Origin of the sequence: Mesorhizobium sp. M2A.F.Ca.ET.046.03.2.1, assembly GCF_003952425.1 — a bacterium.
Classification (GTDB): Bacteria; Pseudomonadota; Alphaproteobacteria; order Rhizobiales; family Rhizobiaceae; genus Mesorhizobium.
Genome location: NZ_CP034449.1, coordinates 6,360,313 through 6,386,450, shown reverse-complemented (window position 1 = coordinate 6,386,450; position 26,138 = coordinate 6,360,313). Strand labels below are relative to the sequence as shown.

Genomic DNA, 26,138 nt, shown 5'->3' with positions numbered 1-26,138 from the left:
ATTTAGCGTGTGCTTTCGATGGTGCTCTACGCCGCCGACGGGATGGTCTATAGTCGTCGGCAGCCTGGCCGGTCGGCGTCGGTAATTGCTGCGTGACGGTGGCCGCGCCCTATGAGGGAGCGATCGCATGATCGTCGAGCTGAACGACATCCGGGCGGCGGCCGAGCGGATCAGAGGCAATGTCCGCCGCACGCCGGTGGTCGAGGCGACCAATCTCCAGTCGGGAGCTGGCGAAGGCTATCGGCTTGCTTTGAAGCTTGAGCTGCTGCAGGTCACGGGCTCGTTCAAGGCGCGGGGCGCCACGAACCGGCTGCTGGCGCTCGATGCCCGCGACATCGCTCATGGCATCGTCACCGCATCAGGGGGAAATCACGGCATCGCCACGGCCCGCGCCGGCTTCATGGCACAGGTGCCGGCCACTATTTTCCTGCCGAGCAACGCCTCGCTCGAGAAGATCGAAAAGCTCCGGGCCTGGAAGGCCGACGTTCGGATCGTTGGCTCCGCCTGGCATGAATCCAACGTCGCCGCTCTGGCCTTCCACCGCGAGACAGGCGCGGCATATTTCCATCCCTTTGCCGACGCGGATGTTGTTGCCGGGCAGGGAACGGTCGGCCTCGAGCTGCTCGAGGAGCTGCCTGAGATGACCACCGTGCTCGTGGCGATGGGTGGCGGCGGCCTTATCACGGGGGTGTCCACTGCGCTCAAGGGGCTGAAGCCGGGTGTGCGAGTGGTCGGCATCGAAGCCGAAGGATCGCCGGTGCTGCTGCGTTCGCTGGAGGCGGGCCGCAACATCGCCCTCGACAAGGTGACCACCTGGGTAGCAACAATGTCGTGCGCGCGCTCCGACGATCGAATCTTCGAAGCCGTTCGCGATCGGGTCGATGAGATCGTGCTGGTCAGCGACGACGAAATGCGCGCCGCAGCCAAATGGCTCTGGTTCGAAATGGGCTTGGCGGCGGACCTCAGCGGCGCTGCCGCCCTCGCCGCCCTGCGCAAAGGTCGCATCTCGATAGAGAAGAATGAGCTGGTCTGCGCGATCGTTTGCGGCGCAGGCTCTGATGCAATTGCCACCTAAGCGCAGGCGCTTTGTATTCGCATCTGGCAATTGAAGCTTGGTAAAATGGCGACCGCTTCTAGCAACCACGACCTCTACAGTGGTCGCCGGCGATGTCCGCATTCCGGAAGTTGCAGGCTGATCTCTACGGCTGACTGTGGGCGCATAGCTGCCTTCCCGACATCGGGCCTTGCCCTAGCTACTCCCAAATACGAGCAACCGGTAACCGCACACAATAGAAACAAAAGGCTTGCCTTTAAAGCGCGCCATATCTCTCCTGAGGTGCACAAACTTGCTCGCTCTTCCGGTTCGCGCGGCTTCTCGGCGCGGTGATGCTCCCACCGGCGCGCAGCGACGATTGCGTGCGCTTTAAACGCAAAAAACCGCCCCGGTCAGACCGGGACGGTTATGATAGAATTGGTTGCGGGAACAGTGTTTGAACCTGGTAACCTCACTTTCGAAGCCCTATCGACAGACAAACCGGTTGCATCGCTGTATTGGCGGTACCCTACTCTGACTAGAACGCCATATCCTAGGCGGGTGGTATGTTCACGTTATGATGGAAGATGTTGTTCGGGTCATAGCGCGTTTTCAACTGCCGCAGCCTTGCGAGGTTTTGACCATAGGCGGCCAACGCTGCCGCGCCGGCGTCCTCGTCTGCCCCCAAATAATTTGCATAGCGACGCTTGCCAGCAAAGGGCTCAAGGGCATCGAAGCTGGCGCGCGCCCAAGCGGTGGTGCGATCCGCAGAGGCCTTGTCCATCCATTGGCCAAGCACGAGCGTGTTGAAGCCAATGTCACGGAGCGCGAAGGAGGTGGATTCTACCGGAACGCGCGACGCAAAGCCGTGGAAACCTTCCAGCAAGATCGAGCTTGTTGGAACCGGGCAGCGCTCATACGCGATCACGAGGGCCTCGACAGCATCGTCGTCAAGGCGCGGAAGGAACGTGGACTTCCAGTAGTTGAATGCGCCGGAAGGGAAGCCCGCGTCCAGCATTCCATTGAGGTCCACATAGGGTATCGGCCCTAACGCATCCACCGCTACGGTGCCAAAGCTCCGGATCTGGCTTCCAACGATCTCCGCATCTTCGGGTGAGCCGATATGACAGGAAACGATGGCAACGATCGGGGTGCCCGACCCGTCTGGCGCGGTAGTTAAGCCGGCGACGAGCATAAGGTCGTCCGAGGCATTTTCAGCGAGGTCCCGGAACCCGCGGAGGACTTGTCTCGCCTCATGGAATGGAAAGGCAACGATACCTCCGAACACGACAGGGCCGACGGAATGCAGGCGGAACTCGAAGGAAGCGGCAACGCCAAAATTGCCACCGCCGCCACGGAGCGCCCAGAAGAGATCGGGATTTGCGTCGGCGCTCGCTTTCACTACGGAACCGTCTGCGAGCACCAGATCGACGGAGATCAGATTGTCCAGCGCCATCCCGTATTTCGGCATAAGCCATCCAAGGCCGCCGCCGAGGGTAAGTCCAGCAACACCAGTACTTCCAATCACGCCTCCAGTGGTCGCAAGACCATGCAACTGGGTCTCTCTATTCAACTCCCTCCAAGTCACCCCACCCTCGACTATGGCCGTCCGGGCGGCAGCATTCACGTGAACTCCTTTCATCAAGGAGAGGTCGATCATAAGGCCATTGTCGACCACTGCACGCCCAGCGACGTTGTGGCCGCCGCCGCGTACGCAAATCTCCAGTCCGGTCGCCTGGGCGTAAAGGACAGCATCGACGATATCGGCAATACCTCGACAACGGGCAATGACTGCGGGGCGTCGGTCGACGAGGCCATTGTGTATCCTCCTTACCTCATCAAAAGTCGGCGCGCCGGGCTGGAGAATTGATCCGAGAAAGTTGCGAGCAAGTTCTGTTTGGACTCCCATGACGCTTCCCCTCCTGTCGGGCGACCGCACTGTCGCGGAAGCCACGGTGAAACCGGCGCAGAAAGCGAACGGTCCGAACGATTCTACGTCGGAATTTATTAGCCAAGGGGATCATGATCCCGGCGACGATCCGATGCAACAGCTGACGTTGCCGCTGGATCCCAGTGCCCGAACCGCGCGGGCCAGGTTCTTATGCGGCTTTAGCGGCAGGCTTGAACATTCTCTTTAATATCTAAGCGCGCTCGCAAAAAACCTCAGCCTTGACGCGATGGGCCCTTCGGATTCTACGTGCCTTCCGCGGCGCCCTCCATCGCCACTGAAAACCAAGCGACGTCTGCGGCCATGATGGCTGCGAGGCAGGCGCGTGGGTGTCATTCGGGTAGACCTGAGGCGCGCATTGCTTCGATAAGACTCCTGCGAGCACCGGCGCGCAACCGATGGCGGAGCACTGACCGGTGCTGCTGAAGTTGGGTTGCAGTTGTATCACGCGCTCGGCAGCCGCTTTCCCATTCAACGGATGGACACGGCGCTGGATCAGCGTTTTGAACCAACTTTGGCGAACCGCTCTGTAGCCCCTTGGCGAATAACGACTATGTTAGTCGCCAAGGGTGGTTGTTTTCTGCAGGAAATCAATACGTTACTGGCTGGTTCGCCAATCCGTTTCCTTCGTATTCTCTCGTATGGTCTGGCGAACCTGAGGATCACGAGGAGGGCTAATTCAATCCAATCGGGTCAGCCGTCACCTGCCAAGAAAGCGGCACTGATTGCTTTGTTGACCTGATATCAATGCGACTGGTTTGGGGCCGTTAGCGGAACTCCGGTTTAGCGATGATTGAGCTATGAAGCGGACCTTCCAGCCAGCATATTCTCGACGCTTCGCAAGCTGCAAACCTCACCTCAACGGCCTCAACGGCTGGGACATAACGGCGCGGAGCTATTCGCCATTGGTGCCATTTATCTTGGGGAATAGGAATTCGAGACTGCTGATCCGATGCGCAGAGCTGTTTAGCCGGCCACGTCCAGAATGCCTTGGTTCTTCCGTTTTGCCAGCAGTTGCGTCAGCCAATCCGGATCCATTGCCGGCACGGAAGAGAGAAGCCGTTCTGTGTAGGCAACCTGAGGTGATGTCAGGATCTCGGTTTTCGAACCGTGCTCCACCACCTTGCCTTGGTGCATGACGACGACCTCGTCCGCGATTGCCCTTACTGTCGCGATATCATGGGTGATAAAGATGTAGCTGACGCCGAGTTCGCTCTGTAGGCGTATCAGAAGCTTCAAGATTTCTTCTTGCACAACTTGATCCAGTGCCGAGGTGACCTCGTCACAGATGATGAGCTCGGGATTCGCAGCGAGCGCGCGCGCAATACAGATCCGCTGTTTCTGGCCTCCCGACAATTCACCGGGCAGCCTATCAAGGAAACTTTCGTCCATCTCGATCATATGCATGAGTTCGCCGATCCGGCGGTCGCGCTGCTCCCCTTTTAGGCCTAAATAGAACTCAAGCGGACGCGCGATTATGTCCTCTACAGTCTGGCGAGGGTTAAGCGCGCTGTCCGGCGACTGATAGATCATCTGAATACGCCGCAGCAGATCTTTCGAGCGTTGCTTTAAGGACAGGGGAAGCGGCTGGGCGTCAAATGAGATCGAGCCCGAAATAGCGGGCAGCAAACCGGTAACGACGCGGGCGAGCGTCGATTTCCCAGACCCTGATTCGCCCACCAACGCTACCGTTCGGCCACGCGGAACCTTGATGGACACGTCCACCAGCACCTTAACCCTTCCAGCATAAGCGGCGGTTACATTGTCGATGATCAGTAAATGGTCCCGGGCCTCAATCTCTGGCTTGGCGAGCTTTCGCACAGCCCAGAGCGTCCGAGTGTATTCCTGGGTGGGGGCTGCAAGCATCTGCCGTGTGCCCGCTTCCTCGACAGTTTGTCCGTGGCGCAGGACCATGATCCGGTCTGCCATCTGCGCCACTACGGCCAGATCGTGCGTCACGTATATCGCCGCAGTGTTGAAATCTTCAACAATACTGCGGATTGACGCTAGAACCTCGACTTGAGTCGTCACATCGAGCGCAGTTGTCGGCTCGTCGAACACAATCAAGTCGGGCCGGCACGCCATAGCCATGGCGGTCATGGCTCGCTGTAATTGGCCGCCGGATACCTGATGCGGATACCGGAAACCTATAGTCTCAGGCTCTGGAAGTTGGAGCCGTTTATAAAGCTCCACAGCATCACGGTTGGCCTCACCTCGGCTGGCGATCCCGTGCGCAACCGCCGTTTCAACGGTCTGATCGAGGAGCCGGTGAGCCGGGTTGAACCAGGCAGCTGCGCTTTGCGCCACATAGGCAATACGGGAGCCCCGGAGGCGCCGACGGCGTGCTTCGCTCATTGACAAAAGATCGGCGCCATCGAAGGCCACGGAGCCTTGGGTAATACGGCATCCTGGCTTGGCATATCCCATTGCAGCAAGGCCGATAGTCGACTTTCCGGCGCCGGATTCGCCGATTAGTCCAAGCACTTCTCCGCGTTTGAGTGAGAAATCAACGCCGCGCACGATCGGGTGCCAGCGCTCGCCGGAAAAGCCTTCAACGTGAAGATTGCGGACCGTGAGAAGATCTGTCCCCCTTTCGCGCGCGATAACATTGCTACTTTTCATCACGCAGTCCGCTCGTTGAATGCAAAAACCAGTCTACGACGAAGTTCACCGCTACTGTGAGGAGGGCAATGGCGCCCGCCGGCAGAAGCGGCGTGACATCGCCATAGGTAATCAGCGTCGCGTTTTCCCGCACCATCGATCCCCAATCGGCGGATGGCGGCTGTATGCCGACGCCCAGGAACGACAATGCTGCAATGGTTAGGAAAACAAAACAAAATCGCAGACCAAACTCCGCAATGAGCGGCGGCAGAACATTGGGCAGGATTTCCTTGCGGAGAATCCATGCGGGGCCTTCGCCCCGCAGCTGCGCGACCTCGACATATTCCATCACCACCACGTTCAGGCCAACTGCTCGCGCCAGACGGAACACGCGCGTCGAATCGAGCAGAGCTATGATCAAGATGAGGCTGGCCATTGAGGAGCCGAAAATCGAAAGCAGCATCAGTGCGAATATCAGGCTCGGAATCGACATCAACACGTCCACGGCGCGTGACAATAGCTGATCCAGCCAGCCCCGGTACATTGCAGCGAGAAGGCCGAGCGTCACACCCGCTGCGAAGGATAAAATAGTTGTGATGAAGGCGATGCCGATCGTGTTGCGGGCTCCGTAGATCAGTCGTGTAAGCATGTCGCGACCGAGTTGGTCGGTGCCGAACGTAAACTCGTGGCTCCAGGGCGCGAATGCCTCGCTAAAGACCTGCGTTTCTCGATATGGTGCGATCAGAGGCGCAAATAACGCGACGATAATGTAGCAGAGGATCACACCCATACCGAACCAGGCGCTGAGTGGGGCCTTTTTCAGCGCTATCCTCATGCGAGGATCGGCGCGTCCGCCTCACCCTACGCGCTCTGGTGGTCTGGATCACAGGCTCTGCACTTGTCATCGTGGGTGCAACAGTCTCGGGTTGGTTGCGATGGAGATGATATCGGCGATCAGGTTGAGCAGGATGTAGGCTGCGGCGAACACAAGCGCGCAGGCTTGAACGACCGGTACGTCTCTTGACCTCACGGCGTCGACCATCAGTTGCCCGACGCCGGGATAGACGAACACCACCTCGACAATCACGACGCCGACGATGAGATAGGCAAGATTGAAGGCCACTACCGTCACAATCGGGGCCCAGGCATTTGGCAAAGCGTGCCGGACGACGACAACCATTGGCCCCATTCCCTTCAATCGGGCCATGTCGATATAGGGGCTTGAAAGCATGTTGAGAATAGCCGCGCGCGTCATTCGCATCATGTGAGCAACGATGACAAGCGTGAGGGTGATGGACGGCAGAGCGGCACGCCAGACGTGGTCCCAGAAAGGGGTCTCGTCGTTGATATTGGCCAGCGTTGGGAACTTCGGTACGACGTTAAGGGTCCAGTTGATCGAAATCGCCAGCCAGGCTGGTAAAGACCGGGCGAATTCGGTGCCCGCAAACGTATCGCGCGAGATAACCAGGAAGGCGAGCATGTAGGCCACGAAAAATTCCGGGAACGAAATGGTCGTAAGTGTTACCGTGTTTACAACCCGATCGAACCAGCTGTTGCGATATAGGGCTGCGACAATCCCCAACCCCAACGCCAGCGGCACCGCGATGAGAGCGGTCATGACCGCCAGGAACATGGTGTTGTAGAGACGAGGCGCGATGATCTCCGCCACGGTGCGCCGGTAACCTGTTCGGCTGGCGAAGGAGGATCCAAAGTCGCCCTTTACCATCTTGCCAACCCAGCTGAAGTAACGCTCGACTGGCGGGCGATCGAGGCCGATCTCGTGTTGAAGGGCCGCGACTGTTTCCGGGGTGGCAGATTGACCGAGCGTTGCCTTGGCGAAGTCGCCGGGCAGCATTGCGACCGCCGAAAAGATGATGATCGAAACAATGAACAGGGTAATCAGGCCGAGACCTAACCGCTGTAGAACCGTTTTGGCGACCGAATTCAAACGCATGCGCGCATTCCCAAGATTGCGCCGTCCGCAGGGCGAGCGACGCAGTTGGCAAACACCCTACGCCTCCGCCATCCACCAGCGCTCAGCCATCTTCAGTCCGTCATTTTCCCAATTGGGCGCCACATCGCCATGTCCTAGTTTCTTGGATTTGGCGCTTACGAAGTTGTTAAATACCAGCACGATGCTCCCGCCATCGTCATGGGTCAGCTGCTGCATTTCGCCATACATGTCGGCCCGCTTGGCCTCATCCGTCTCGGCTCGCGCCTGAACAAGCAATTCGTTGAAACGAGGATTCTTCCAGAATGACTCGTTCCAGCTGGATTCCGCTGCGAAGGCTTGTGTGAACATCCAGTCGGCTGTCGCGCGACCACTCCAATAGGAAGCGCACCACGGCTTCTTGAGCCAGATATTGTCCCAATAGGCGTCCTCGGCCTCGCGTACCACATTCACGTCGATGCCGCACTGTGCGGCCGTCTCGCGAATGAGCGCCGCTGCGTCAACCGCACCTGCGAAAGCGGCATCGGCGACCGAGAGATCAACCTTCAGTTTTTCCATTCCCGCCTTCTTCAGATAGTGGCGGGCTTTTTCGGGATCGAAACGGTGTTGCGGCTCCGGGTTCTTGTAAAACTTGATCGCCGGCGCGATCGGATTGTCATTGGCAACGGTTGCGTGTCCGAGGAAAATCTTGTCGGCTATCTCTTGACGGTTGATCGCCCATTTCATTGCCATGCGCACATCCGGATTGTCGAAAGGCGCCATAGTGACGTTCATCGGCAAGGTATAGTGGCCGTAGCCGGTGACTTCGATGATCTCGATTTTTGGGTTGCGCTTCAACATGCCGAGTGTCTTCAGATCGGCGCGGCCAATGTAATCCACTTCCCCGGTTGAGAGGGCAGCCATGCGTGCGGCCAAATCCGTAATGGCGATGAATTCCACCTCATCCAGGTAAGGCTTGCCGTTCTTGAAATAGTTCGGGTTGCGCTTGAGCTTGGCCGAAACGCCGGGTTGGAAATTCTCGAGCACGAATGCGCCGGTTCGCGTTCCTGATCCCCAATCCGCTTTCCCATCCACGCTCGGCATGATGACGAAATGATAGTCGCTCATGATGTAAGGGAAATCGGCGTTGCCGCTGTTGAGCGTGAAGACAACCGTTTCTGGGCCATCCGCATTGATGTCGGAAACGGATTCAAGCAGAGACTTCGCCGCTGATTTGGTATCGGCACCCATGTGATAGCGCATCGAGGTCACGACATCTTCCGCCGTCACGTTCTTGCCGTTGTGGAAGGTGACCCCCTTGCGCAGCTTGAAAACCCACGTTTTGGCGGCGTTCGAAGATTCGAAGCTCTCGGCCAAGTCCGGCTGGATGTCGCCCTTGGCGTCAACCTCCGTGAGGCCGTTGGACATAGCGCCCGAGAAGGCCGTTTGCGTGAAAGTATCCGGATAGCCGGCCGGATCTATGGAATCTGTCGTCGCGCCATGCGCCATGCCAAGCTTGGCAAAGCCGCCTTGCTGTGGTTGTGCCCGTGCTACCGTGACGAAGATTTGATCCGAGGCAGCGACGGTAAGGCCCGCCGCTAGTCCCAAATGGATGAAGTCGCGGCGGGAAACCTTGCCGCGCCCGATCAGACTTTGCGCAATGCGAAGTTTGTACTCAGATTCAGACATTTTCGCTCTCCCATTTGCGGATTTTCCGCGTTTTTTTGAACACTCCTCAAGCAAGCTTGTCCGTAATTTATTATTTCATTGCTTGCCACTCCGTGCACTTGACTATTGATCGTTTTCTACCGTCACGCCGTTACATAGATGTTGCCGTCCTCAACTGTGACCGGGAATGTTCGCGCACGCACAGTTGGGTCGACGAGTGCCGAACCAGTTTTGATGTCGAACTCCCAGCCATGCCAGGCGCAGCGCACGATCTCGTTTTCTCTATGATAGATGAACCGCGCATCCTCGACAGGCGCGGTCGTCCCGCATTGCGGCCCTTCACATAGGGGCGCGCCTCGATGCGGACAGATGTTGAGCAGCGCATGGAAGGTTTCTCCGATGCGGAACACACCCACCGAAAGGCTACGGACTTTGGCAATGACAGGTGTGCCGGCTTCGATCTCGTCAACGCGGCAGATGAAGGTTTTCTCGCCCATATTCTGCTCCGTCAGGCGGCGTTCGCGGTCAGGATGGCAGGAATGCGCTTGTAGACGTCGAGCGCATTCTGACCCATCACCTTGACTTTCCAGGACGGCGGGATGTGGAGCGTGTTGGCGTCGTCATAGTCCCAGTGCGGATAGTCTGACGCGAACATCAGCGTGTTCTCGCCATCCATCGCTTCCAGAATGGACCACAGATGCTGGACGTTGGCTGGCTGTTCCAGCGGCTGTGTTGAGAAGCGGATGTTACGGCGGCAGTATTCCGACGGTAGCATTTTGAGCCATGGCGTTTCTTTACGCAGCGCCTTGTAGTCAGCATCGAGGCGCCATAGCACCGTCGGCACCCAGGCGACGCCGCATTCGATCACTACGAAATAGAGTTCTGGCCATTTCTCGAAAACGCCGTGAGCGATCATGCTGGCGACATGGCTGATCGCCGACATGTGCAGAATGGCGTGTGTTTCCCAGAAGAAAGTTGTGGGGGCAGGCGCGACGGCGTTCCAGTTGACGCCTCCGTGCCCGCCGAGGTGAATGGCGAACGGCAATCCCATTTCCGCGCAGGCTTCATAGATCGGGTGGTAGAAGGGATCACCATACGGCTTCACTGAGCCTTGGGAGGCTAGAACCTGGACCATGCGCGGATGACTGCCCAGCCGACGGATTTCAGCGGCCGCCAGCTTTGGATCCTGGGGCGCAATGACGATCGAGCCCATGAAGCGATTGTCCTTCGGCAACCACTCCGCGATCTGATAGTCATTGTAGGCACTGACCAGCGCACTAGCGTAATAGGGATTTGCCAGCGTTGAGGCTTCAATGGGCTCGTCGCCGGTCAGGATCGCCACGCCGACATTATATTTGTCGAGGTGTTTGTCTTTCATGATCCGGTAGTTGTCCGCTTCAGTCTCAGGCCGCACATCCTTTCGGGAGAAATCCTGCGGATGAAACCAGGGGCGATGGCCGTGCGGGAACGATCCTTTCGGGCCAGTCTTCTCGCCCTCGATGAACATGTCCTTCCAGATGCCAGAAAGATACGGCTCCAAAACCGTGGCGCTTGACCAATAGTTGTGACAATCGCAGTCGACGATAAACACTTTAGCTTTCGCTCCCTGTCTAGCCCGGCCGTGCTGGCCGTTTAGTGCCTCCACCTTCCGCCTTGACAATTGCCGGATCAAGCCAATGATCTCTGGGTAACGATCGGCTTTTTCGATTAAGGTACGACGCATGCAGCTGGACCACATCGAGACGTTCCTCGACATTATTGAATCGCGGAACTTCAACCGGACTGCCGACCGGCTGAACATTACTCAGTCTACGGTCAGTACTCGGATCAAGAGTCTCGAAAGCGCGGTAGGGTCAGAGCTTTTCCATCGTGGTCGGGCTGGCGCTGAGCCGACTGCGGCGGGGCGACGTTTCGAGGCCTACGCGCGAGCGATGCTTTCGACCTGGTCGCAGGCGCGCCATGACGTTCGCGCGTTCAACCGGTTCGAAGGGACGCTGCGTGTGGCCGCCCAGGTTGGCATGACACGATCGGTGCTGCCGGGGTGGGTGGAGGCGCTCTGCCAGGTGCTTCCCAAAGCCTCGATCCATGTGGAATCCGACTATTCCAATCAGATGGTGACCGATCTCAGCATGGGAAATCTCGACATAGCGGTGCTCTACGCACCCCGCTACCTTCCCGAAATTACTTATGAGCACCTCATGGTCGAGGAATATGTGATGGTCTCGACCTTTGCCAGGACGCTATCGGAGGTGAATCCCGACAGCTACATTCGCCCGGGCTACACCGTCGTGCTCGAGAAAACCCACTCGGAGCTGATCCCTGCCCTGGCAATTTCGCGTCTTTCCATGGGATCCGAAAGCTTGGCCGAAGCGATGCTGCGGCGAACCGGAGGCAGTTGTTACATGCGCAGCGACGATGCCCGCAGGTTCACGGCCGAGTGCCGGTCGTTCCTGGTCGAGGGCGCGCCGACGCTTTACCAGCCAGTCCATACGGCCATGCTCGCCCGACGTAAGCATGAGCCGATCATCCGCAAAGGGCTTCGCGCGCTGCATCTCGCGGTGATGTCGCTGGAGATCTAGATCGAAATTTCCGATTAAAAAGCAGGCTCAAGCCCCTGTTTCGCGAAGGCCTCGGCTGCCATGTTGGCGCGTCATTGAGAGCCAAACATGAACGCACACACTTCGTTTCCGGCTTCCATATTTGTTGCGCCTTTGCGGCAGCGCCAATGGGCCGACGCATCGCCGCAGGTAATGCTCTGCCGTCGCGTGATCGACGAGACGCACAACGTGAAAACGTTTGTCTTTTCGGCTGCGTCGGACCGCATGTTCTGCTTCAATGCGGGGCAATACGTGCTTCTTCGCCTCAGCATTGATGGGCTCGAGGTGACGCGACCCTATTCCGTTGCCTCTCCACCGACCCGTCCACTTGATTTGCAGATTACGGTAAAGCGGACACCTGGCGGGCTCGTTTCCAATTGGCTCCATGACAATCTGCGGTCCGGCGACGAGATCAGGATTGAAGGCCCACTGGGTTCGTTCAAACTCGATGGCTTTGCTAGCGCAAAGCTTCTCTTTCTTGCGGGCGGCAGCGGGATCACGCCTCTCATGTCGATGGTGCGAATGTTGACAGATCGAGCATTCGATTTGGACCTTCGTCTCATCTACAGCGTGCGCTCGCCACGCGATATCATTTTCAGATCGGAACTCGATGCACTCGCTGCCCGATTTCCCAACCTCGGCGTAACATTCCTTTGTTCGAAGGGAGGTCCCTCGGGGACGGGACCGAGCGGCCGGATAGACGGCTCCATGCTCCTGCGCCTTGTTCCCGATCTTGCAAAGCGCGCAGTCTACACGTGCGGCCCAGAACCTTACATGACGGCGCTGCGAGATGGTTTTGATGAGGTTGGCGTTAAACCGCTGGCCTATTACGAGGAGAGCTTCGGAGGGTACCCTAGCGGTGTTGCTCCGGATGACTTTGCCATTTCGTCCTTTGTCCATTTCGCCAAGTCTGGATTAGAGCATCGCTGCGCGCCCGGAGAGACCCTACTGGATGCAGCGCGCAAATGCGGTGTCTATGTTCCCACCGCATGCCAACAAGGAGTTTGCGGCACTTGCCGAATAGCCAAGCTCTCAGGTGAAGTCGCGATGTGTGATCTTGGCGGCCTGACGTCCGAAGAGAAATCTGCGGGTTATATCCTGGCCTGTTGCAGCCGCGCGCAAGGGACGGTCTCAGTCGATCTTTGAGTCGGTCGACATTCTAAACGGCGATATGGCCAATGGCCTTACATTTGGCGGCCTTGGCGGTGTGCCTGGTGCAGTGTCAAGGTCAAGCGCAGAAGAGCAGGTTCCAGGTTCCAGCGCGGCGCCAGCGGCATTTGCTTTCATGAGCAGCAAAGCTGACCTCTCAGGCATGTGCGGCGCAAAGCTGTCGTCCACGGTCAAAGAGACCGCTGACTGAGATGCGGCGCAAAGCTGCCGTCGAGCCGAACCCGCATAACGTTGCAACCCATGATCCGGCGGGTCAGCTCTGCTGATAGTGTGACCAATTAAACGAGCGACAAAGGACCGAAATGGATTTTGCGATCCCATTGTCATACCGGAGCGTGGGTTAGAGCGGCCCCGAAATCAATGAATTGTCGAGACAGCTACTCAGCAACAGCACGGAGAAGCAGGCGGCGATCATGACGGCGAAGATAGAGACTCAACCCCGAGCATTCGAGGACCGAGAGCATCGATGCAGTACTGCCATGTCCGCAATGTCCCAGCGAACGGACGTGGGGCGGATATTACGACGCGTATGACCCCTCTCGGAAATCGGGCCGGATAGACTCTAGGCCAAGGTACCAATACAATCCCAATTGCCCGGCTTTCTGAAAGTATTCAACCCACATGGCCGAGACTCGAACCCAACGCCGCCTTGCTGCAATTTTGGCAGCCGATGTTGTTGGCTATTCCGCCTGATGGAACGCGAAGAGGCTGGCACACTAGCCGCATTGAAATCACGTCGGCAGGCCGTGTTGTCTCCATTGGTCGTCCAGCACAATGGTCGCGTAGTCAAACTTATGGGCGACGGTGTGCTTGTCGAGTTCGCCAGTGCAGTTGATGCGGTACAATGCGCGGTTGAACTACAAAAGGGATTCATTGCAGCTAACGAAGGTATTCCCGAAGCCTCGCACCATGTCCGCGATCGCGTCGCCGATGCCCGGGATTCTGGTGAGGGCGCCCGCGGCAATGATCCGATCAAGCGGCTGCGACAACGCAGCCAAGCTATCGGCAGCGCGCAAGTAAGCTTTGGTGCGATAGGGATTGCCTCCGCGAAGCGATGTGCGATGTGCATATTCCCTCAAGAGGCTGGCGACGGTCCGTGGATCGGTTTTTGCCATGGTCGAGGCAAACGGGACCGATGTCCCCGGGTTCCAATCAGGCGAACGAGGCGAAGCCTTGACCAGTCTTTCTGTCGTCGAGGAATGGGCTACAGATTTGGCAATAATTGGTCGGCTCGACCCCATCCCGCCAGGGATTTGCTGGCTGCGCGTTTCTTCAATTCACGAGCATCGCCGACGTGGAAATGCGAGGGCGCATCAATCGTCTTCATTTCCGCCCAGGTGATGGGCGCGGCGACCGGAGCGCCCGGTCGGGACCTCGCGCTGTAGGGCATGATCGCGGTCGCCCCTCGCTGGTTGCGCAGATAGTCGACAAAGATCCGTCCCTTCCGCTTCGCCTTCGCCATCACGGCCGTAAAGTGAGAGGGATCGGTCTGGGCGACGGCTTGAGCGAGACGATGTGCGAAGTCTTTCACTTGCGGCCACTCGGCCTGTGGAGTGAGCGGGGCGATCACGTGCACGCCCTTGCCGCCGGTCAGCATCGGGAAGGTGGTTAGCCCAAGCGATTTCAGAATATCCCGGAACTGGAATGCGGCAGCGCGCACGGCCTCGAAATCGAGACCTTCATCAGGGTCGAGGTCGAAGACGAGACGGTCGGCCTTTTCGACGTCCTCGATCCGAGCGCCCCACCCGTGCAGCTCGATCGTTCCCATCTGCACGCAGGTCATCAGCCCATCGGCATCGTCGACATAAAGGTACGGCTCCTCGTGACCGTCCTTTTCGGTGATGCCGACGTGATGGACCTTGTCGCCGAAGCTGCCGGCGTCGTGCTTCTGGAAGAAACACTTCTTCGCGCGGCCCTGGGGACAGCGAACAAGGCTGATTGGCCTGCTGCCGACCCAAGGGAGCATGATCTCCGCGACGGCTGCGTAGTGGTCGGCGAGCTGGCCCTTGGTGATGTTGGACTCAGGGTAGATTACGCGGCCGCGGTTGCTGATGGCAATCGTGCTCGTCGCCGGGGCCGGCAGCGTCGCTGTGTGACGTTCCGTCTCAAGCGCAACGGCTTCCGGCTTTTTGTCCTCGCGCAAGCCGAGATAGCTTGGATGGCGCAGTGTCCCTTCGTTGGTCATTTCAGTATAGGCGATCTCGGCGACAAGCTTCGGACGTATCCAGTGCGCGCCGCGAACTTCCGCGCGCGGTGCTTCGACCGTGGCGGCGCTCTGCTCGAGCGGCGCCATGGTCTTCATCAGCCTGGCCATCTCTGCGGTATCGAAACCGGTCCCGACCTTGCCGGCAAAGCGTAGCTTTCCGCCGTCATGGATCCCAAGGATAAGCGATCGAAACGCGCGATCCTTGTCTGACGGCGTCCAGCCGACGAGTACGAATTCCTGACGCTTGATGCACTTGATCTTCAGCCAGCTTCCATCCCGGGCGCCAACATAGTCCGAATCCGCCAGCTTCGAGATAACCCCCTCGAGGCCGGCGTCGCAGAAGCGGTTCAGCAATTCTTCGCCCCGGCCCTGGATATGATCGCAGTAGCGAAGGATAGGGTTCTTCGCCGGCAGGATTCCCTCCAGTTTCGCCTTGCGCTCCAGGAGCGGAAGCCTCGTCAGGTCTTCGCCGTCGAGTTGGAGCAGGTCGAAGGCATAAAAATCGATGCTGGCGGGATCACCCTTCAAGGCGTTCTGGAGCGCCTGGAAACTCGATCGCCCCTGGGCGTCGATGACAACGGCCTCGCCATCGATGAGCGCGGATCGAACCTTGAGCTTGCCTGCCTCCGAAAGGATAGAGGGGAAGCGGCCGGACCAGTCCAGACCGGAGCGCGTATAAGCGCGCGCCTCTCCGCCGCCTACCGCGACGAGAATGCGGTAGCCGTCATATTTCATTTCGTGGATCCAGCGATCGCCAGCTGGAACCCTGTCCACCAGCTTTGCGAGCTGGACCGGCCGGAAAGCCGGTGGCGGCAGATGGGCCGCGCCGCGCGAGGCTGGCCTGGCAGGGCGAGTGGAAAACGCTTCGATTGTGGGCCGATGCGACGCTAACTTACTCACTTGACCTCACTCTGATGGAACTGAACTACCCAATGCGGTATTTGCAATCTGCAGCCTATTTCTTCAGTTTCTCCGAGGCCGCATTGGGCTTGTCGCAGTCGTTCCGACCCGCTTTATGAGGGCCTCGGCCTGGTCTCTGCTGATGCCCTGCTTGCGGGCAAAATAATTGACCTCGTACCTTTCACCGCCGGAGACCTGCCAACGGTCGCGCCGCCTCGCTTGGATTTGTCGTATGTCATTGTCGCCTCCCTTGTTGCCACAGCTGCGCCGGCACAACCGCTGGACCTGTAACGTTCTGGTTCGACTTGCGATCCTAGGCCGGGCAAGAAATTCCGCGTTTCCCCTGAAGTCGCGCGTGTCGACTTTGATGTTGTCCGTGTGAAGGTCGGGAATGAAGATGTCGCGGCTACGCAGCCTATTGCGCGGCCCCTCGCTGACCGGGTGCAGAACCGCCATTGCGGCGGTGGGAAACCGCTGTTCGTCGCCTAGTGTTTCGACGGCAATACCAGCTTTTCCAGAGCTTCCTACCGTGCTGGGAACCGCGGCCATCACATCGAACCCTTGAGATGCCGGACGTATGGGAACTTAGCACCGTCTCCCAAGTTGATCTGCGTTCAACTCCGGAGCACGAGCATGGCCGATCCCACGAGCACAAAACCCTAGGACGCCTCCCGCCCGCAACCCAGACCCGCAACACCCTCGCCGGCAACGGAGAAAGTGTCCGGTTCCGGCCCCGCGATCGCGGAGCATTCCAAAGATGCCAAGGCGCCCAAGGGCGGCCGTCAACCCGGCGCCTATGTCAAGCACCACCGATGAACGTCGCCAACCTGCAGCTTGAAGGGCTGATGATGGCGGTCGCGGCCATCAACAATGCGCTGGTGCACCATGGCGTGCTGTCGATTGACGCCATGACGACGCTCTACGCAGGGCCGAAGCGTCCGTCACCGCCGACGAGCGTGTGTACGAAGATATGTCGCCGGCCCACCGGGAGGCGATCTGCTTTCCGCTACGACTGCTGCAACTGGCCAACCTGTCGCAGGACGAGACCGGCGTGCCGCCCTTTGCCGAGCTCGCGCGCCAGGTCGGCCGGACCAAAGATGCCCCCGCTGACCCTGCCTAATTATGGAGGTGGGGCCTACCGCACTACGCTGCCCCGCGCTGGAACGCTTCTACATAGGAAAGGGGCGCCTGGAGCGCCCAGACCACCTGGTCAGCATCATAGGTCACCCCGCCAGTCCCGTTCAGCGCCGCCGGCGCCACCCGGTTGAGCACGACGGTACCGAATCCATCATGGGCGATAGCCTTGACCCGGGGCCCATCCTTCTCGGTCCACGTCAGTTGGAACGTGCGGTCGCCGTCCTCGTCAGTCACTTTCCAGTTCAGCGTGATCGAGCCCTTGCGGCCGGACAGCACCCCGTACTTGGCGGAGTTGGTGCACAGTTCATGAAAGGCGATCCCGAGATACTGTACAGCGTTGGGGGTTAGGACCAGGGCAGGGCCGTGCAGGCCGATGGCGTCCTCGCGTCCGAACGGCTTGGCCTGGGCCAGCAGAAGATCTGCCACCGTCGCACCCTTCCAGTCGGCGGATACAAGCAGGTCGTGAGATCTCGACAGCGCCATGATGCGCTCACGGACCTGCTTCTCGAAAACGTCAGGGCTCCCCGAGCGTTTGTTGGTCTCGCGGATCATCGACAGGATCACAGCGTACTGGTTTTTCACCCGGTGGTTGACTTCGCGCATCAGCATGCGGATGCGCTCCTCGCTTTCCTTCGCGGATGTGATGTCGCGGGCGATCTTGGAGGCGCCGACGATACGGCCGGCGCCGTCGCGCACGGGAGAGATCGTGAGGGAGACGGGAATGTCGGTGCCGTCCTTGCGGCGACGGATGGTTTCGAAACTCTCGACCCGGTCACCGTTGCGGATCCGCTCGATGATCATGGCCTCTTCGTCTCGATACTCGGGCGGGAACAGCATCGTAATGTGCTTGCCAACAGCCTCCTCTGCGGTGTAGCCGAAAAGCCGCTCAGCACCCTGGTTCCAGGTTTTGATGAAGCCGCCGAGGTTCTTGCTTATGATCGCATCGAACGAGGACTCAACAACCGCCGAGAGGTGCTGGGCAGCATCCTCGCCCCGCTTCCGGTCAGTGAGATCGAACAACATGTTGACCGCGCCGATCAGCTCGCCATGCTCGTTGAGCAAAGGTGTCGGGAACGGCATGAACGGGAAGAGCGACCCGTCCGGCCGCTGTGCGATAGCCTCGACGCCACGCACCGGCCGATTTTCGTTGAGTGCGATCGCCATCGGACATTGGTCGTGAGGCAGCGGCTCGCCGTCTGGGGTGAAGAGCCGAAACGTCACACACCATTCATCCTTGCCGATCTTTGGCTCGCGGCCAGCCAACTCGGCCGCCGCTCGATTGTAGTAGGTGATCTTCCCCTTAGCGTCCGTCGTGTAGATCGCCACCGGTAGCGCATCCAGGATCTGGTTGAATCGGGCCTCCTGTTGACCCAAAGCTCGCTCGGCCGTCTTCAGGGGCGTCACGTCGACGGTGAAGCAGCGGGTATGGACCAGTTGGCCGTCCTTGAAGTACCCACTCGAACTGACTTCCACGTGTTTGATCGACCCGTCCCGGGCCTTCAGCCGCGCGGGATAGCGGTGAACCTTCTCGCCGCGTTTGAGGCGATCCATGATGTCGTGGATGACAGCTTCCTCTTCGTAGAAGCCAGCGATCTCATGGCCGATGTAGTCGCCGGGTTCATAGCCCAACAGACTCAATTCGGCGGAATTCGCATGAACGATGAGGCCGTCCCCGTCGACGACGTGCAGGCCGACTGCAGCGTTTTCGAAGAAGTCTTCATAATTGACTGCTGAGGTCTCAAGGTCGTCTGCCAACCCGGCCGGGTTAACCTTTCCCATGTATGTCCTGCTACTACCGCGTTGAGCTGCGTAGGAACTCCGGACGCGCCGCATGGTTCCCTCAGCTGCGGGCGGTGTCTTGCTAGCTTGCTTCGGGAGGGCTCCGATGGAGCCCTCCTCAGGCTGATGTCAGGCGGCTTCCGCGACCGCCCGATCGTTGACGCCCCCTTCGCCGAGCGTCGTCAGGGCCTCGTCGGTCGCCTTTTCCTCATCGAGCGTGGCGTTCAGGAGCTGTACAACGTCTTCCTTGCCCAGCGACTTCGCCCACGCAATCAACGTGCCGTAGCGCGCGATTTCATAGTGTTCAACAGCTTGGGCCGCGCCTACAAGCCCGGCGTCGAGCGACGGGGAGCCCTTGTACTCCTCGAGGACTTCGGCCCCCTCCTCCAGGATGCCGTCGATCGCGGGGCAGGTTTTGCCGCGAGCAGGCTTGCCGAGGATCTCGAAGACTTGCTCGAGGCGATCGACCTGTCCCTCGGTCTCGGTGCGATGTTTTTCAAAGGCGGCGGCGACCTTCTCGTCTTCAGCGCCCTTCGCCATCTTGGGCAAGGTCTTGAGGATTTTCTTTTCGGCGTAATAGATGTCTTTCAGGCCGTCGAGGAACATATCTTCGAGGCTCTTCTCGGCGGCAGAGGCTTTCTTGCTTGTAGCCATCGGTGTTCTCCAGATGCAGCGTGTTGACCCGCCCGTTGACAGGCCATGGCTAACTCCGGGGTGCGCAACATGTTCCGGCCTTCGGGCACAAGGCAATGGAGCGCCCTAGCCGGGCCGGAACGAAAAACGGGCTTCTCCATTGTTGGAACGCTCCGCATTTCATCACCAGGACTTCCAATGGAAAAAACCTTCAATCGCGTTGCGACCGTCGTCGCACATGCTTCCGGCCGTCCGTGGGCCTTTGCCTTATGTTTGGCGTCGGTGCTGATCTGGGCCGTGACCGGGCCGGTCTTCCAGTATTCCGAAACTTGGCAACTGATCATCAATACCGGTACGACGATCGTCACATTCCTGATGGTCTTCCTGATCCAGAACACCCAAAACCGAGACGGCGCGGCTATCCAGGCCAAGCTTGATGAGCTGATCCGCTCCGGCGCCGCCAAGAACGCCTTCATCGGCATCGAGCATCTTACCGAGGCCGAGGTCGAAGAGTTCCGCGCGCTCTGCGCGCGGGCGAAAGAGAACAACGAACGAGCCCCCGGAAGTCGCCGCAAGGCAGTTGCATAAGCCTGGGCACTCGGCGGTGGCGCAAAATTGTATATGTAAGGGCTACGTGCAACAAAACACGCTCGTGTGAGTTGTGTAGGCAAGTGGTCGTCCTTCCGGGGTGTAGCCGCTCCCAATGGCAGAAAGCCCGTCGCGTACGCTTATTAGCTGCGGCGGGCTTTCCTCCTTTTGGGCGGCGTAAGCCTGGCCAGGTGCTCGCGACTTATCCCCACCATCTCCTCCAAGAAGTCTAGGAACGCCCTTGCCTTCTCCGTCGGGAGGCCGCCACCCTCCAATAGGGCGATGAGTTCGCGCTGGCGGGCTATATGGCCTTCACCATCGCGCACGAGCTGTTCAACCCGAGATATCTCATCGGCTGCCATGGCATGATGATGGGCGGAATGGGTGAAGAAACTGCGGCTGCTAATCCGCCAAGCTTCCTTCGCGGTGTTCCATCACTTCGAAGACGCTGTCGACTTCCTCGTTGATCTCGGCGGCCGGAATACCTTCGTGCTCTGCCATGCTCATCAGCTCGTCGGCCAGATCGCTCACGGCCACAGGGTCCTCTGTTATGACGTTGGGCAGGTGTTCTGCCATCCATCGGTCGACGAAGTTGATACCGCGTGTACTCATTGAGGGTGAATCGCGCAGACTCAACTATGTTCCCGAGCCAGCAGCACCCTCCGGTTCGACCACTAAGGCTTGATCCGCAGCCTGGGCGAGCAGCCGCGCCAGATGCCGTTCGTGAAGCTCTTGCATGCTTTCCAGAAGCGCGAAGAAAACGAGGGCGTCGGTAGTCGGCAATTCGTCACGCTCTAGTTGGGCTATGCGCTCGCGCTGCTGCGCGAGGTGATGTCTACCCAGCCGGACATGCCCTCGGACCATGCGGATATCGTCGGAGCGTCATTAGGGGCAACGGCCGCGCGTTTGAGACGTTCCGCGACCGCCGCTAAAGAGCGGGAACAAGCCGGCAACGGCGGTGTTTCTGTCACTCGAGGAGGAACCGACATGGCAGACGACAAGAGCAAGCGTGACTTCCGCGACCGCGACCGGGTTTCGGCCGACGAAGACTATGAGGTGGAGTATTTCGCCCAGAAAGTCTGGCTGACGCCGCAGCAGGTGCGCGAGCTGATCAAGCAGCACGGCAACGATCGCCAAACGCTCGAACGCGAGGCGAAGTCTCTCGGTCGGGGTGACAAGAATGCCTCGCTACCAGGTTGAAGAGCTTTGCGGCGAAGAGGTCGTCGCAGCTCAACCGGTGGACGTCGACGAGCCAATAAAGGCGGCCGAGCGCGTGGCTGGCGCGCCAATCTCACCGAGCGCTTTGCAGCAGCACTGGTTCCGGGTGGTCGACGAGGAAGAGAACACCGTGTTCGAGTTCAGTCTAGCCGAGCCCGTGGGGCCGAACTTTTCCAAATGACCGATAGCAGCATGACGACCCGGACTGCCGAGCCGCACTCCAGTTGAAATCGAACAGCTCCAGGACCAAAAGTTGACGTGCCGGAGGGGCAAGATACAGGAGGGATTGTCGATATTGCTTGCTGAGCTTTGGTTATCGCGCGCTTGGCACCGCGCCCTGAACGAACTTCCTTTCAACATCGTCATCTGCATTGTCGGCTGCGCGCTCGCGTTGCCGAAATTCAATATTGCTATGAGAGGGTTCATCATGACCACTGGCACAGTAAAATGGTTCAATTCGACCAAGGGCTTCGGGTTCATTCAGCCTGACAACGGCGGCGCTGACGCCTTCGTTCACATCTCTGCCGTCGAGCGCGCGGGAATGCGCGAAATCGTCGAGGGCCAGAAGATCGGCTACGAACTGGAGCGCGACAGCAAGTCGGGCAAGATGTCTGCCTGCAAGCTTCAGGCCGTCTGATCGGTTCAGCTTTCCACTGATCACAGACGTACTGGCAGTGTTGAAAGCATGAGACCAAGCGAGGTCAGGCAAAATTGCCTGACCTCTTTTATTTCCGGCCGACCCGCCATTTTGACGACCCCCGTATGGGTGTCTCTCGCCGACGGCCGGCCCAATCGAGGATATCTCGATGACCGAAAAACCCAACGAGCTCCAGACAATCAATACCGCCTGGCAAATCGCCATGCAGGAAATCCTGCGCATAGTCGCGCGGGATATCTATAAGACAGGCGACGAGGCCGTCTTCCTCTCGCATATCAAGCGCATCGAAGAAGCAGCGGTCGACAGCATCTACACGGACCTGAGGCTTCGGGGCACCGACGAATGGACCGAGGTTCTCGTCAAGGAGAAGGCGAGCAATTTCGTTACCAGTCTTCTGACGTCCTTCACCTTTGATAGGATCTGAGACAAGCGGGTCCCAGGTGATGGTCGGCCGTCGGCCTTGTAGTTGGCGGGCGATGTGGCCGCCGAAATTGGCGCACTCCACTTCGACATGGCCAGCAGGAAACCTTTCCGCATTGGCAGCGTTCACGTTGGCCAGATGGGAGAGTTGTATGCGGGGCCTAAAAGGGGACGGGATAGGTTGGGAAGACGCTTACGATCCGGCTGAGTTTGCCGGGAAGCACGGACTTACGCTAGCCCAGGCTAAAGTCATCATTGGTTCGAACGGACCATCAAGGCATAAATGCGATGTGAGCGCAGTTGCGTTCCGGCGCGCGTTGGAATTGCGAGAGTCTCGACAGACACGAGACAGGAGCAGCGCGATAACGGCCGGGTAATTCCTCCGTGGATCAGCAGGGTGGCAAGATCGAGCGCCGGTTCACCCGGTTCGCTGGTGGTGTTGCGAAGGCGACAGGCAGGCCATGGGCCTTCGCGTTGTGCGTTGCGACGGTTGTCGCATGGGCGCTGACGGTCCCGTGCTGCGGTTCTCCGAGACCTGGCAGTTAGTCATCAACACCGGCACGACCATCGTGACCTTCCTCATGGTGTTTCTGATCCAGAGCACCCTAAGGCAGTTCCCGTTACCCACATAGTTACCCTGCAGCCAATGATCGAACATCAACGCGATGATCGACCGTGTTAAACTATTGATTGTGTTTATTTTTTTTGGTGAGCGCGATGGGATTCGAACCCATGACCTACTGATTAAAAGTCAGTTGCTCTACCGGCTGAGCTACGCGCTCCCGCGGGCTCGAAACGCCGCCCTCGAAATTGCGCGGAACATAGGGAGAGTGCCGCGACCGGTCAACCGGAAAAAGACGGGCGTCCAAGGCGGATTTTTGAACGGTTTCGAACGGACGCCGAGAGGTTGTTTGCGAGCGGCTTTCGATGCCTGCGCCAATGATCCGGGTCCGCATTGCCTCAGGAAGCTCCACAACAACTGGTTGAGATTGAAAGGGGAACAATTTGCAACCCGGACCCGTTTCGCAGCAGGGACGTCGATCAACCTCGAGGAGAAGAGTAATGAACAAGATCGCATCGGGCCTGCTGGCAACCGCTCTCTCGGCGTCGTTCATCGCGGCGGAGATGGTGCCGGTCAACGCTCAGCCAGCTTATGTGCCGCAACCCCAGGCCCTGTTGGATGTCCAGACCGTGCAGTATCGGGATTGGAGAAGGCACCGCGGCTTCAACCGGGATTTCTCGCGTCGTGGTGACGCTGTCTACTGGAACGGCCATCGCGGCTATCGTGAATATCGCCACGGCTATCGCCGTCATGGCGACTATTGGTTTCCGCTTGCTGCTTTCGCCACCGGCGCGCTGATCACCGGCGCCATCGTCAACAGCGAGAACAACCGCGTCTACCGCGGCGATGCGCATGTGCAGTGGTGCTATGACCGCTACCGTTCGTATCGCGCCTCGGACAACACATTCCAGCCCAACAGCGGCCCGCGACGGCAGTGCGTGTCGCCCTACTGACGGCCTCCAGTCCGCACCAATACAATTCCAGGAAAAGTGCGTAGCGGCTTTCCGTCCGGAATTGCGAAAGCACATATTCTGGTGGTTGACAGAGCCCGCGCCTCGAGAGGCGCAGGCTCCCTCGCTGTGCTGTATCAGTTCGCCCATCGTATGGTCTTGAAGACCAGATAGAGAGCGCCGCCCTCCCCCCGCGAGGAGCGATAAGCTCCAAGCGCGTTGCAAACCCGAACCATCGCTGCCGTCAATTCCCAGCCGAGCGCATCCAAATCGCCGCTCGTATCGTCCACATAGGCCTGGGCCAGGTCGTCCACGCCCTTTTTCTCCCCGAACGCCCGCACCAGCTTCGCGTCGCCGAGAAGTTCGCCCGGTAAATTCGAATTGGCCCAAGCCCAGAGCCAATTGCCCGCCTTGGCGCTGGTAGAGCCCGCAATCTGGATTTCCGAGATAACGGTGGTGCCCGCTTTGTCAGAGAAAATCAGCTTTCCGGCCGCCAGGTCGTAGTTGTAGCGCGTCCAGTGGCCGAGGCGGAAGTCCTGCTCCAGGCGTGCGTTCTTGGCGGTGAGCTGTTCAAAGGCCTCATCGCGCCAAGCGGGATACCAATCCGGTTGCATTCTCCCCCCGGTCCAGTAATCGTTACTGCGTGCTCAGCGTCCTGCGCACCGCATCGCGCCATCCGGCGAGCTTCGCCCCGCGCGCAGCCGCATCCATCTCCGGCTTGAAGCGCCGTTCCAACGCCCAGCTCTTCGCGAATTCGTTTGCCTTCGGCCACACGCCTGCCTTCGACCCGGCAAGCCACGCCGCGCCCAGGGCGGTCGTCTCCAGGATCGTCGGACGGTCGACCGGCGCGTCGAGAATGTCGGCCAGCCGCTGCATGGTCCAGTCGGACGCCACCATGCCGCCGTCGACACGAAGCACCGTCTTGGCGGAAGCGCCTTTCCAGTCCTTGCGCATGGCATCGAGCAGGTCGCGCGTCTGGAACGCGACCGATTCGAGCGCGGCGCGCGCGAACTCTGCCGGGCCTGAATTGCGCGTCAGGCCGAAGATGGCGCCGCGCGCCTCCGCGTCCCAATGCGGCGCGCCAAGGCCGACAAAGGCCGGAACCAGATAGACTTGTTGCGCCGGATCGGCGGTCGCCGCGAGCGCACCGCTCTGCTCGGCCTTGCCGATCACCTTGATGCCGTCGCGCAGCCACTGCACGGCGGCGCCCGCGATGAAGATCGAACCTTCCAGCGCATAGGTGGTCTTGCCGTTCAACCGGTAGGCGATCGTGGTCAGAAGCCGGTTTCTGGAGCGCACAAGGTCGGCACCGGTGTTGAGCAGCGCGAAGCAGCCGGTGCCGTAGGTGGATTTCATCATGCCCGGCTCGAAACAGGCCTGGCCGATGGTCGCCGCGTGCTGGTCGCCGGCAACGCCGAGGATGCGCATCTCGGCGCCGAAAAGGCTCTTCTCGGTGAGGCCAAAGTCGTCGGCGCAGTCCTTCACGTCAGGCAGGATCTCTGCCGGTATGTTCAGGATCGAGAGCAGCTCTTCGTCCCAGGCATTCTTCTCGATGTTGTAGACCAGCGTGCGCGAGGCGTTTGTCGCGTCGGTCGCGTGCACCTTGCCGCCCGTCAGCCGCCAGATCAGGAAACTGTCGATCGTGCCGGCAAGCAATTCACCCTTCTCTGCGCGCTTCCTGGCTCCTTTCACCTTGTCCAGCATCCAGGCGATCTTGGTGCCGGAGAAATAGGGATCGAGCAGCAGCCCGGTCTTCTTCGAGAATTTTTTCTCAAGCCCCTGCTTCTTCAACTTCTGGCAGAGCGGCGCCGTGCGGCGGTCCTGCCAGACAATGGCATTGTGGATCGGCTCGCCGGTCGCCTTATCCCAGATCACGACCGTCTCGCGCTGGTCGGTGATGCCGATCGCGGCCACATCCGAAGCGGTACGTCCGGCGGACTTAAGCGCCGACTTCACCGTGGCGAGAACGCTTGCCCAGATATCTTCCGGATCATGCTCGACCCAGCCGGAGGCCGGATAATGCTGCGCGAATTCCTGCTGGCCGGTGCCTGCGACTTTCATCTTGTCGTCGAACAGGATCGCCCGGGTCGAGGTCGTTCCCTGGTCGATCGCCAGCACAAAACCGCTCATTCCATTCCCT

General features: G+C 59.3%; 25 protein-coding genes, 1 tRNA gene and 3 pseudogenes. 13 read left to right on the top strand and 16 right to left on the bottom strand.

The genetic code is table 11. The annotated features are described in order from the left end of the window. Window positions 1-127: 127 nt before the first annotated feature. A complete protein-coding gene (locus tag EJ072_RS30445; RefSeq protein WP_245491193.1) occupies window positions 128-1,075 on the top strand; it encodes a pyridoxal-phosphate dependent enzyme in 948 nt (315 codons plus the stop codon). Window positions 1,076-1,586: 511 nt separating this feature from the next. On the opposite strand, the gene EJ072_RS37105 is transcribed toward EJ072_RS30445, so the two are convergent. Continuing rightward, the gene (locus EJ072_RS37105; protein ID WP_245467046.1) at window positions 1,587-2,228 is read right to left on the bottom strand and encodes a BBE domain-containing protein; all 642 of its coding nucleotides are present in this window, start codon (window positions 2,226-2,228) and stop codon (window positions 1,587-1,589) included. A 60-nt stretch (window positions 2,229-2,288) separates the two neighbouring features. Between EJ072_RS37105 and EJ072_RS37100 the strand changes: the two genes are divergently transcribed. Beyond that, entirely contained in the window at window positions 2,289-2,903 is a 615-nt protein-coding gene (locus tag EJ072_RS37100; RefSeq protein WP_245467045.1) for a hypothetical protein, read from the top strand. A gap of 1,044 nt (window positions 2,904-3,947) precedes the next feature. Here the strand turns inward: EJ072_RS37100 and EJ072_RS30435 are convergent. The 6 genes from EJ072_RS30435 to EJ072_RS30410 form a co-directional block, all read right to left on the bottom strand. Beyond that, on the bottom strand, window positions 3,948-5,603 hold the full coding sequence (locus EJ072_RS30435) for an ABC transporter ATP-binding protein (RefSeq protein ID WP_126082614.1): 1,656 nt from the start codon (window positions 5,601-5,603) through the stop codon (window positions 3,948-3,950). Next, window positions 5,593-6,417, bottom strand: a complete 825-nt coding sequence (locus tag EJ072_RS30430; RefSeq protein WP_126082613.1) for an ABC transporter permease — start codon at window positions 6,415-6,417, stop codon at window positions 5,593-5,595. Before EJ072_RS30430 ends, EJ072_RS30435 begins: the two co-directional genes overlap by 11 nt. 66 nt (window positions 6,418-6,483) lie before the next feature. Continuing rightward, complete coding sequence (locus tag EJ072_RS30425) at window positions 6,484-7,530, bottom strand: ABC transporter permease (protein ID WP_126083800.1); 1,047 nt, start codon at window positions 7,528-7,530, stop codon at window positions 6,484-6,486. Window positions 7,531-7,593: 63 nt separating this feature from the next. Next, entirely contained in the window at window positions 7,594-9,201 is a 1,608-nt protein-coding gene (locus EJ072_RS30420; protein WP_126082612.1) for an ABC transporter substrate-binding protein, read from the bottom strand. Window positions 9,202-9,323: 122 nt separating this feature from the next. Further along, window positions 9,324-9,677 (bottom strand): Rieske (2Fe-2S) protein, encoded by a 354-nt coding sequence (locus tag EJ072_RS30415; protein WP_126082611.1) that lies wholly within the window; start codon window positions 9,675-9,677, stop codon window positions 9,324-9,326. An 11-nt stretch (window positions 9,678-9,688) separates the two neighbouring features. Next, a complete protein-coding gene (locus tag EJ072_RS30410) occupies window positions 9,689-10,771 on the bottom strand; it encodes an amidohydrolase family protein (RefSeq protein WP_126082610.1) in 1,083 nt (360 codons plus the stop codon). A gap of 130 nt (window positions 10,772-10,901) precedes the next feature. Here EJ072_RS30410 and EJ072_RS30405 point away from each other — a divergent pair, with 130 nt between their 5' ends. The 3 genes and pseudogenes from EJ072_RS30405 to EJ072_RS37095 all read left to right on the top strand — a co-directional run. Further along, window positions 10,902-11,759: a LysR family transcriptional regulator gene (locus tag EJ072_RS30405; RefSeq protein WP_126082609.1), complete on the top strand. Its 858-nt coding sequence runs from the start codon at window positions 10,902-10,904 to the stop codon at window positions 11,757-11,759. Window positions 11,760-11,846: 87 nt separating this feature from the next. Further along, on the top strand, window positions 11,847-12,923 hold the full coding sequence (locus EJ072_RS30400) for a hybrid-cluster NAD(P)-dependent oxidoreductase (protein ID WP_126082608.1): 1,077 nt from the start codon (window positions 11,847-11,849) through the stop codon (window positions 12,921-12,923). Between the two features lie 645 nt (window positions 12,924-13,568). After that, window positions 13,569-13,849: pseudogene (locus EJ072_RS37095) on the top strand (adenylate/guanylate cyclase domain-containing protein); the annotation flags it as partial. Here EJ072_RS37095 and EJ072_RS30395 read toward each other — a convergent pair. The 3 genes from EJ072_RS30395 to EJ072_RS37090 form a co-directional block, all read right to left on the bottom strand. Continuing rightward, window positions 13,805-14,062: a helix-hairpin-helix domain-containing protein gene (locus EJ072_RS30395; protein WP_129554439.1), complete on the bottom strand. Its 258-nt coding sequence runs from the start codon at window positions 14,060-14,062 to the stop codon at window positions 13,805-13,807. The pseudogene EJ072_RS37095 and the gene EJ072_RS30395 overlap by 45 nt on opposite strands. Before the next feature lie 89 nt (window positions 14,063-14,151). Further along, complete coding sequence (ligD, locus tag EJ072_RS30390) at window positions 14,152-15,888, bottom strand: DNA ligase D (protein WP_245467043.1); 1,737 nt, start codon at window positions 15,886-15,888, stop codon at window positions 14,152-14,154. A 228-nt stretch (window positions 15,889-16,116) separates the two neighbouring features. Continuing rightward, window positions 16,117-16,509, bottom strand: a complete 393-nt coding sequence (locus EJ072_RS37090; protein WP_245467388.1) for a DUF3606 domain-containing protein — start codon at window positions 16,507-16,509, stop codon at window positions 16,117-16,119. Between the two features lie 356 nt (window positions 16,510-16,865). Here EJ072_RS37090 and EJ072_RS30380 point away from each other — a divergent pair. Then, a pseudogene (locus EJ072_RS30380) lies at window positions 16,866-17,173 on the top strand (hypothetical protein). Window positions 17,174-17,196: 23 nt separating this feature from the next. Here the strand turns inward: EJ072_RS30380 and EJ072_RS30375 are convergent. Beyond that, window positions 17,197-18,969 carry a PAS domain S-box protein gene (locus tag EJ072_RS30375; RefSeq protein WP_126082607.1) on the bottom strand — a complete coding sequence of 591 codons (1,773 nt, stop codon included), beginning with the start codon at window positions 18,967-18,969 and terminating at the stop codon, window positions 17,197-17,199. Window positions 18,970-19,098: 129 nt separating this feature from the next. Next, the gene (locus EJ072_RS30370; protein ID WP_126082606.1) at window positions 19,099-19,623 is read right to left on the bottom strand and encodes a ferritin-like domain-containing protein; all 525 of its coding nucleotides are present in this window, start codon (window positions 19,621-19,623) and stop codon (window positions 19,099-19,101) included. Window positions 19,624-19,800: 177 nt separating this feature from the next. Between EJ072_RS30370 and EJ072_RS30365 the strand changes: the two genes are divergently transcribed. Next, window positions 19,801-20,190 carry a low affinity iron permease family protein gene (locus EJ072_RS30365; protein WP_126082605.1) on the top strand — a complete coding sequence of 130 codons (390 nt, stop codon included), beginning with the start codon at window positions 19,801-19,803 and terminating at the stop codon, window positions 20,188-20,190. 402 nt (window positions 20,191-20,592) lie between these two features. On the opposite strand, the gene EJ072_RS37395 is transcribed toward EJ072_RS30365, so the two are convergent. Beyond that, the gene (locus EJ072_RS37395; RefSeq protein WP_281059009.1) at window positions 20,593-20,721 is read right to left on the bottom strand and encodes a hypothetical protein; all 129 of its coding nucleotides are present in this window, start codon (window positions 20,719-20,721) and stop codon (window positions 20,593-20,595) included. Between the two features lie 456 nt (window positions 20,722-21,177). Here EJ072_RS37395 and EJ072_RS30355 point away from each other — a divergent pair, with 456 nt between their 5' ends. The 5 genes and pseudogenes from EJ072_RS30355 to EJ072_RS30335 form a co-directional block, all read left to right on the top strand. Continuing rightward, window positions 21,178-21,390: a DUF3606 domain-containing protein gene (locus tag EJ072_RS30355; protein ID WP_126083797.1), complete on the top strand. Its 213-nt coding sequence runs from the start codon at window positions 21,178-21,180 to the stop codon at window positions 21,388-21,390. Then, window positions 21,371-21,589 (top strand): hypothetical protein, encoded by a 219-nt coding sequence (locus EJ072_RS30350; protein ID WP_126082604.1) that lies wholly within the window; start codon window positions 21,371-21,373, stop codon window positions 21,587-21,589. The genes EJ072_RS30355 and EJ072_RS30350 overlap by 20 nt, the downstream gene beginning before the upstream one ends. A gap of 246 nt (window positions 21,590-21,835) precedes the next feature. After that, window positions 21,836-22,045 carry a cold-shock protein gene (locus EJ072_RS30345; protein WP_126083796.1) on the top strand — a complete coding sequence of 70 codons (210 nt, stop codon included), beginning with the start codon at window positions 21,836-21,838 and terminating at the stop codon, window positions 22,043-22,045. A gap of 169 nt (window positions 22,046-22,214) precedes the next feature. Continuing rightward, the gene (locus EJ072_RS30340) at window positions 22,215-22,490 is read left to right on the top strand and encodes a hypothetical protein (RefSeq protein ID WP_126082603.1); all 276 of its coding nucleotides are present in this window, start codon (window positions 22,215-22,217) and stop codon (window positions 22,488-22,490) included. Between the two features lie 401 nt (window positions 22,491-22,891). Further along, window positions 22,892-23,091, top strand: a pseudogene (locus EJ072_RS30335) (low affinity iron permease family protein); the annotation flags it as partial. A gap of 101 nt (window positions 23,092-23,192) precedes the next feature. On the opposite strand, the gene EJ072_RS30330 reads toward EJ072_RS30335, so the two are convergent. Beyond that, window positions 23,193-23,268 (bottom strand) — tRNA-Lys (locus tag EJ072_RS30330). Window positions 23,269-23,548: 280 nt separating this feature from the next. On the opposite strand from EJ072_RS30330, the gene EJ072_RS30325 reads away from it, so the two are divergent. Further along, entirely contained in the window at window positions 23,549-24,001 is a 453-nt protein-coding gene (locus EJ072_RS30325; RefSeq protein WP_126082602.1) for a BA14K family protein, read from the top strand. A 134-nt stretch (window positions 24,002-24,135) separates the two neighbouring features. On the opposite strand, the gene EJ072_RS30320 is transcribed toward EJ072_RS30325, so the two are convergent. Beyond that, window positions 24,136-24,612 (bottom strand): DUF6882 domain-containing protein, encoded by a 477-nt coding sequence (locus EJ072_RS30320; protein WP_126082601.1) that lies wholly within the window; start codon window positions 24,610-24,612, stop codon window positions 24,136-24,138. Between the two features lie 22 nt (window positions 24,613-24,634). Further along, entirely contained in the window at window positions 24,635-26,128 is a 1,494-nt protein-coding gene (gene glpK / locus EJ072_RS30315) for a glycerol kinase GlpK (protein ID WP_126082600.1), read from the bottom strand. Window positions 26,129-26,138 lie beyond the last annotated feature (10 nt).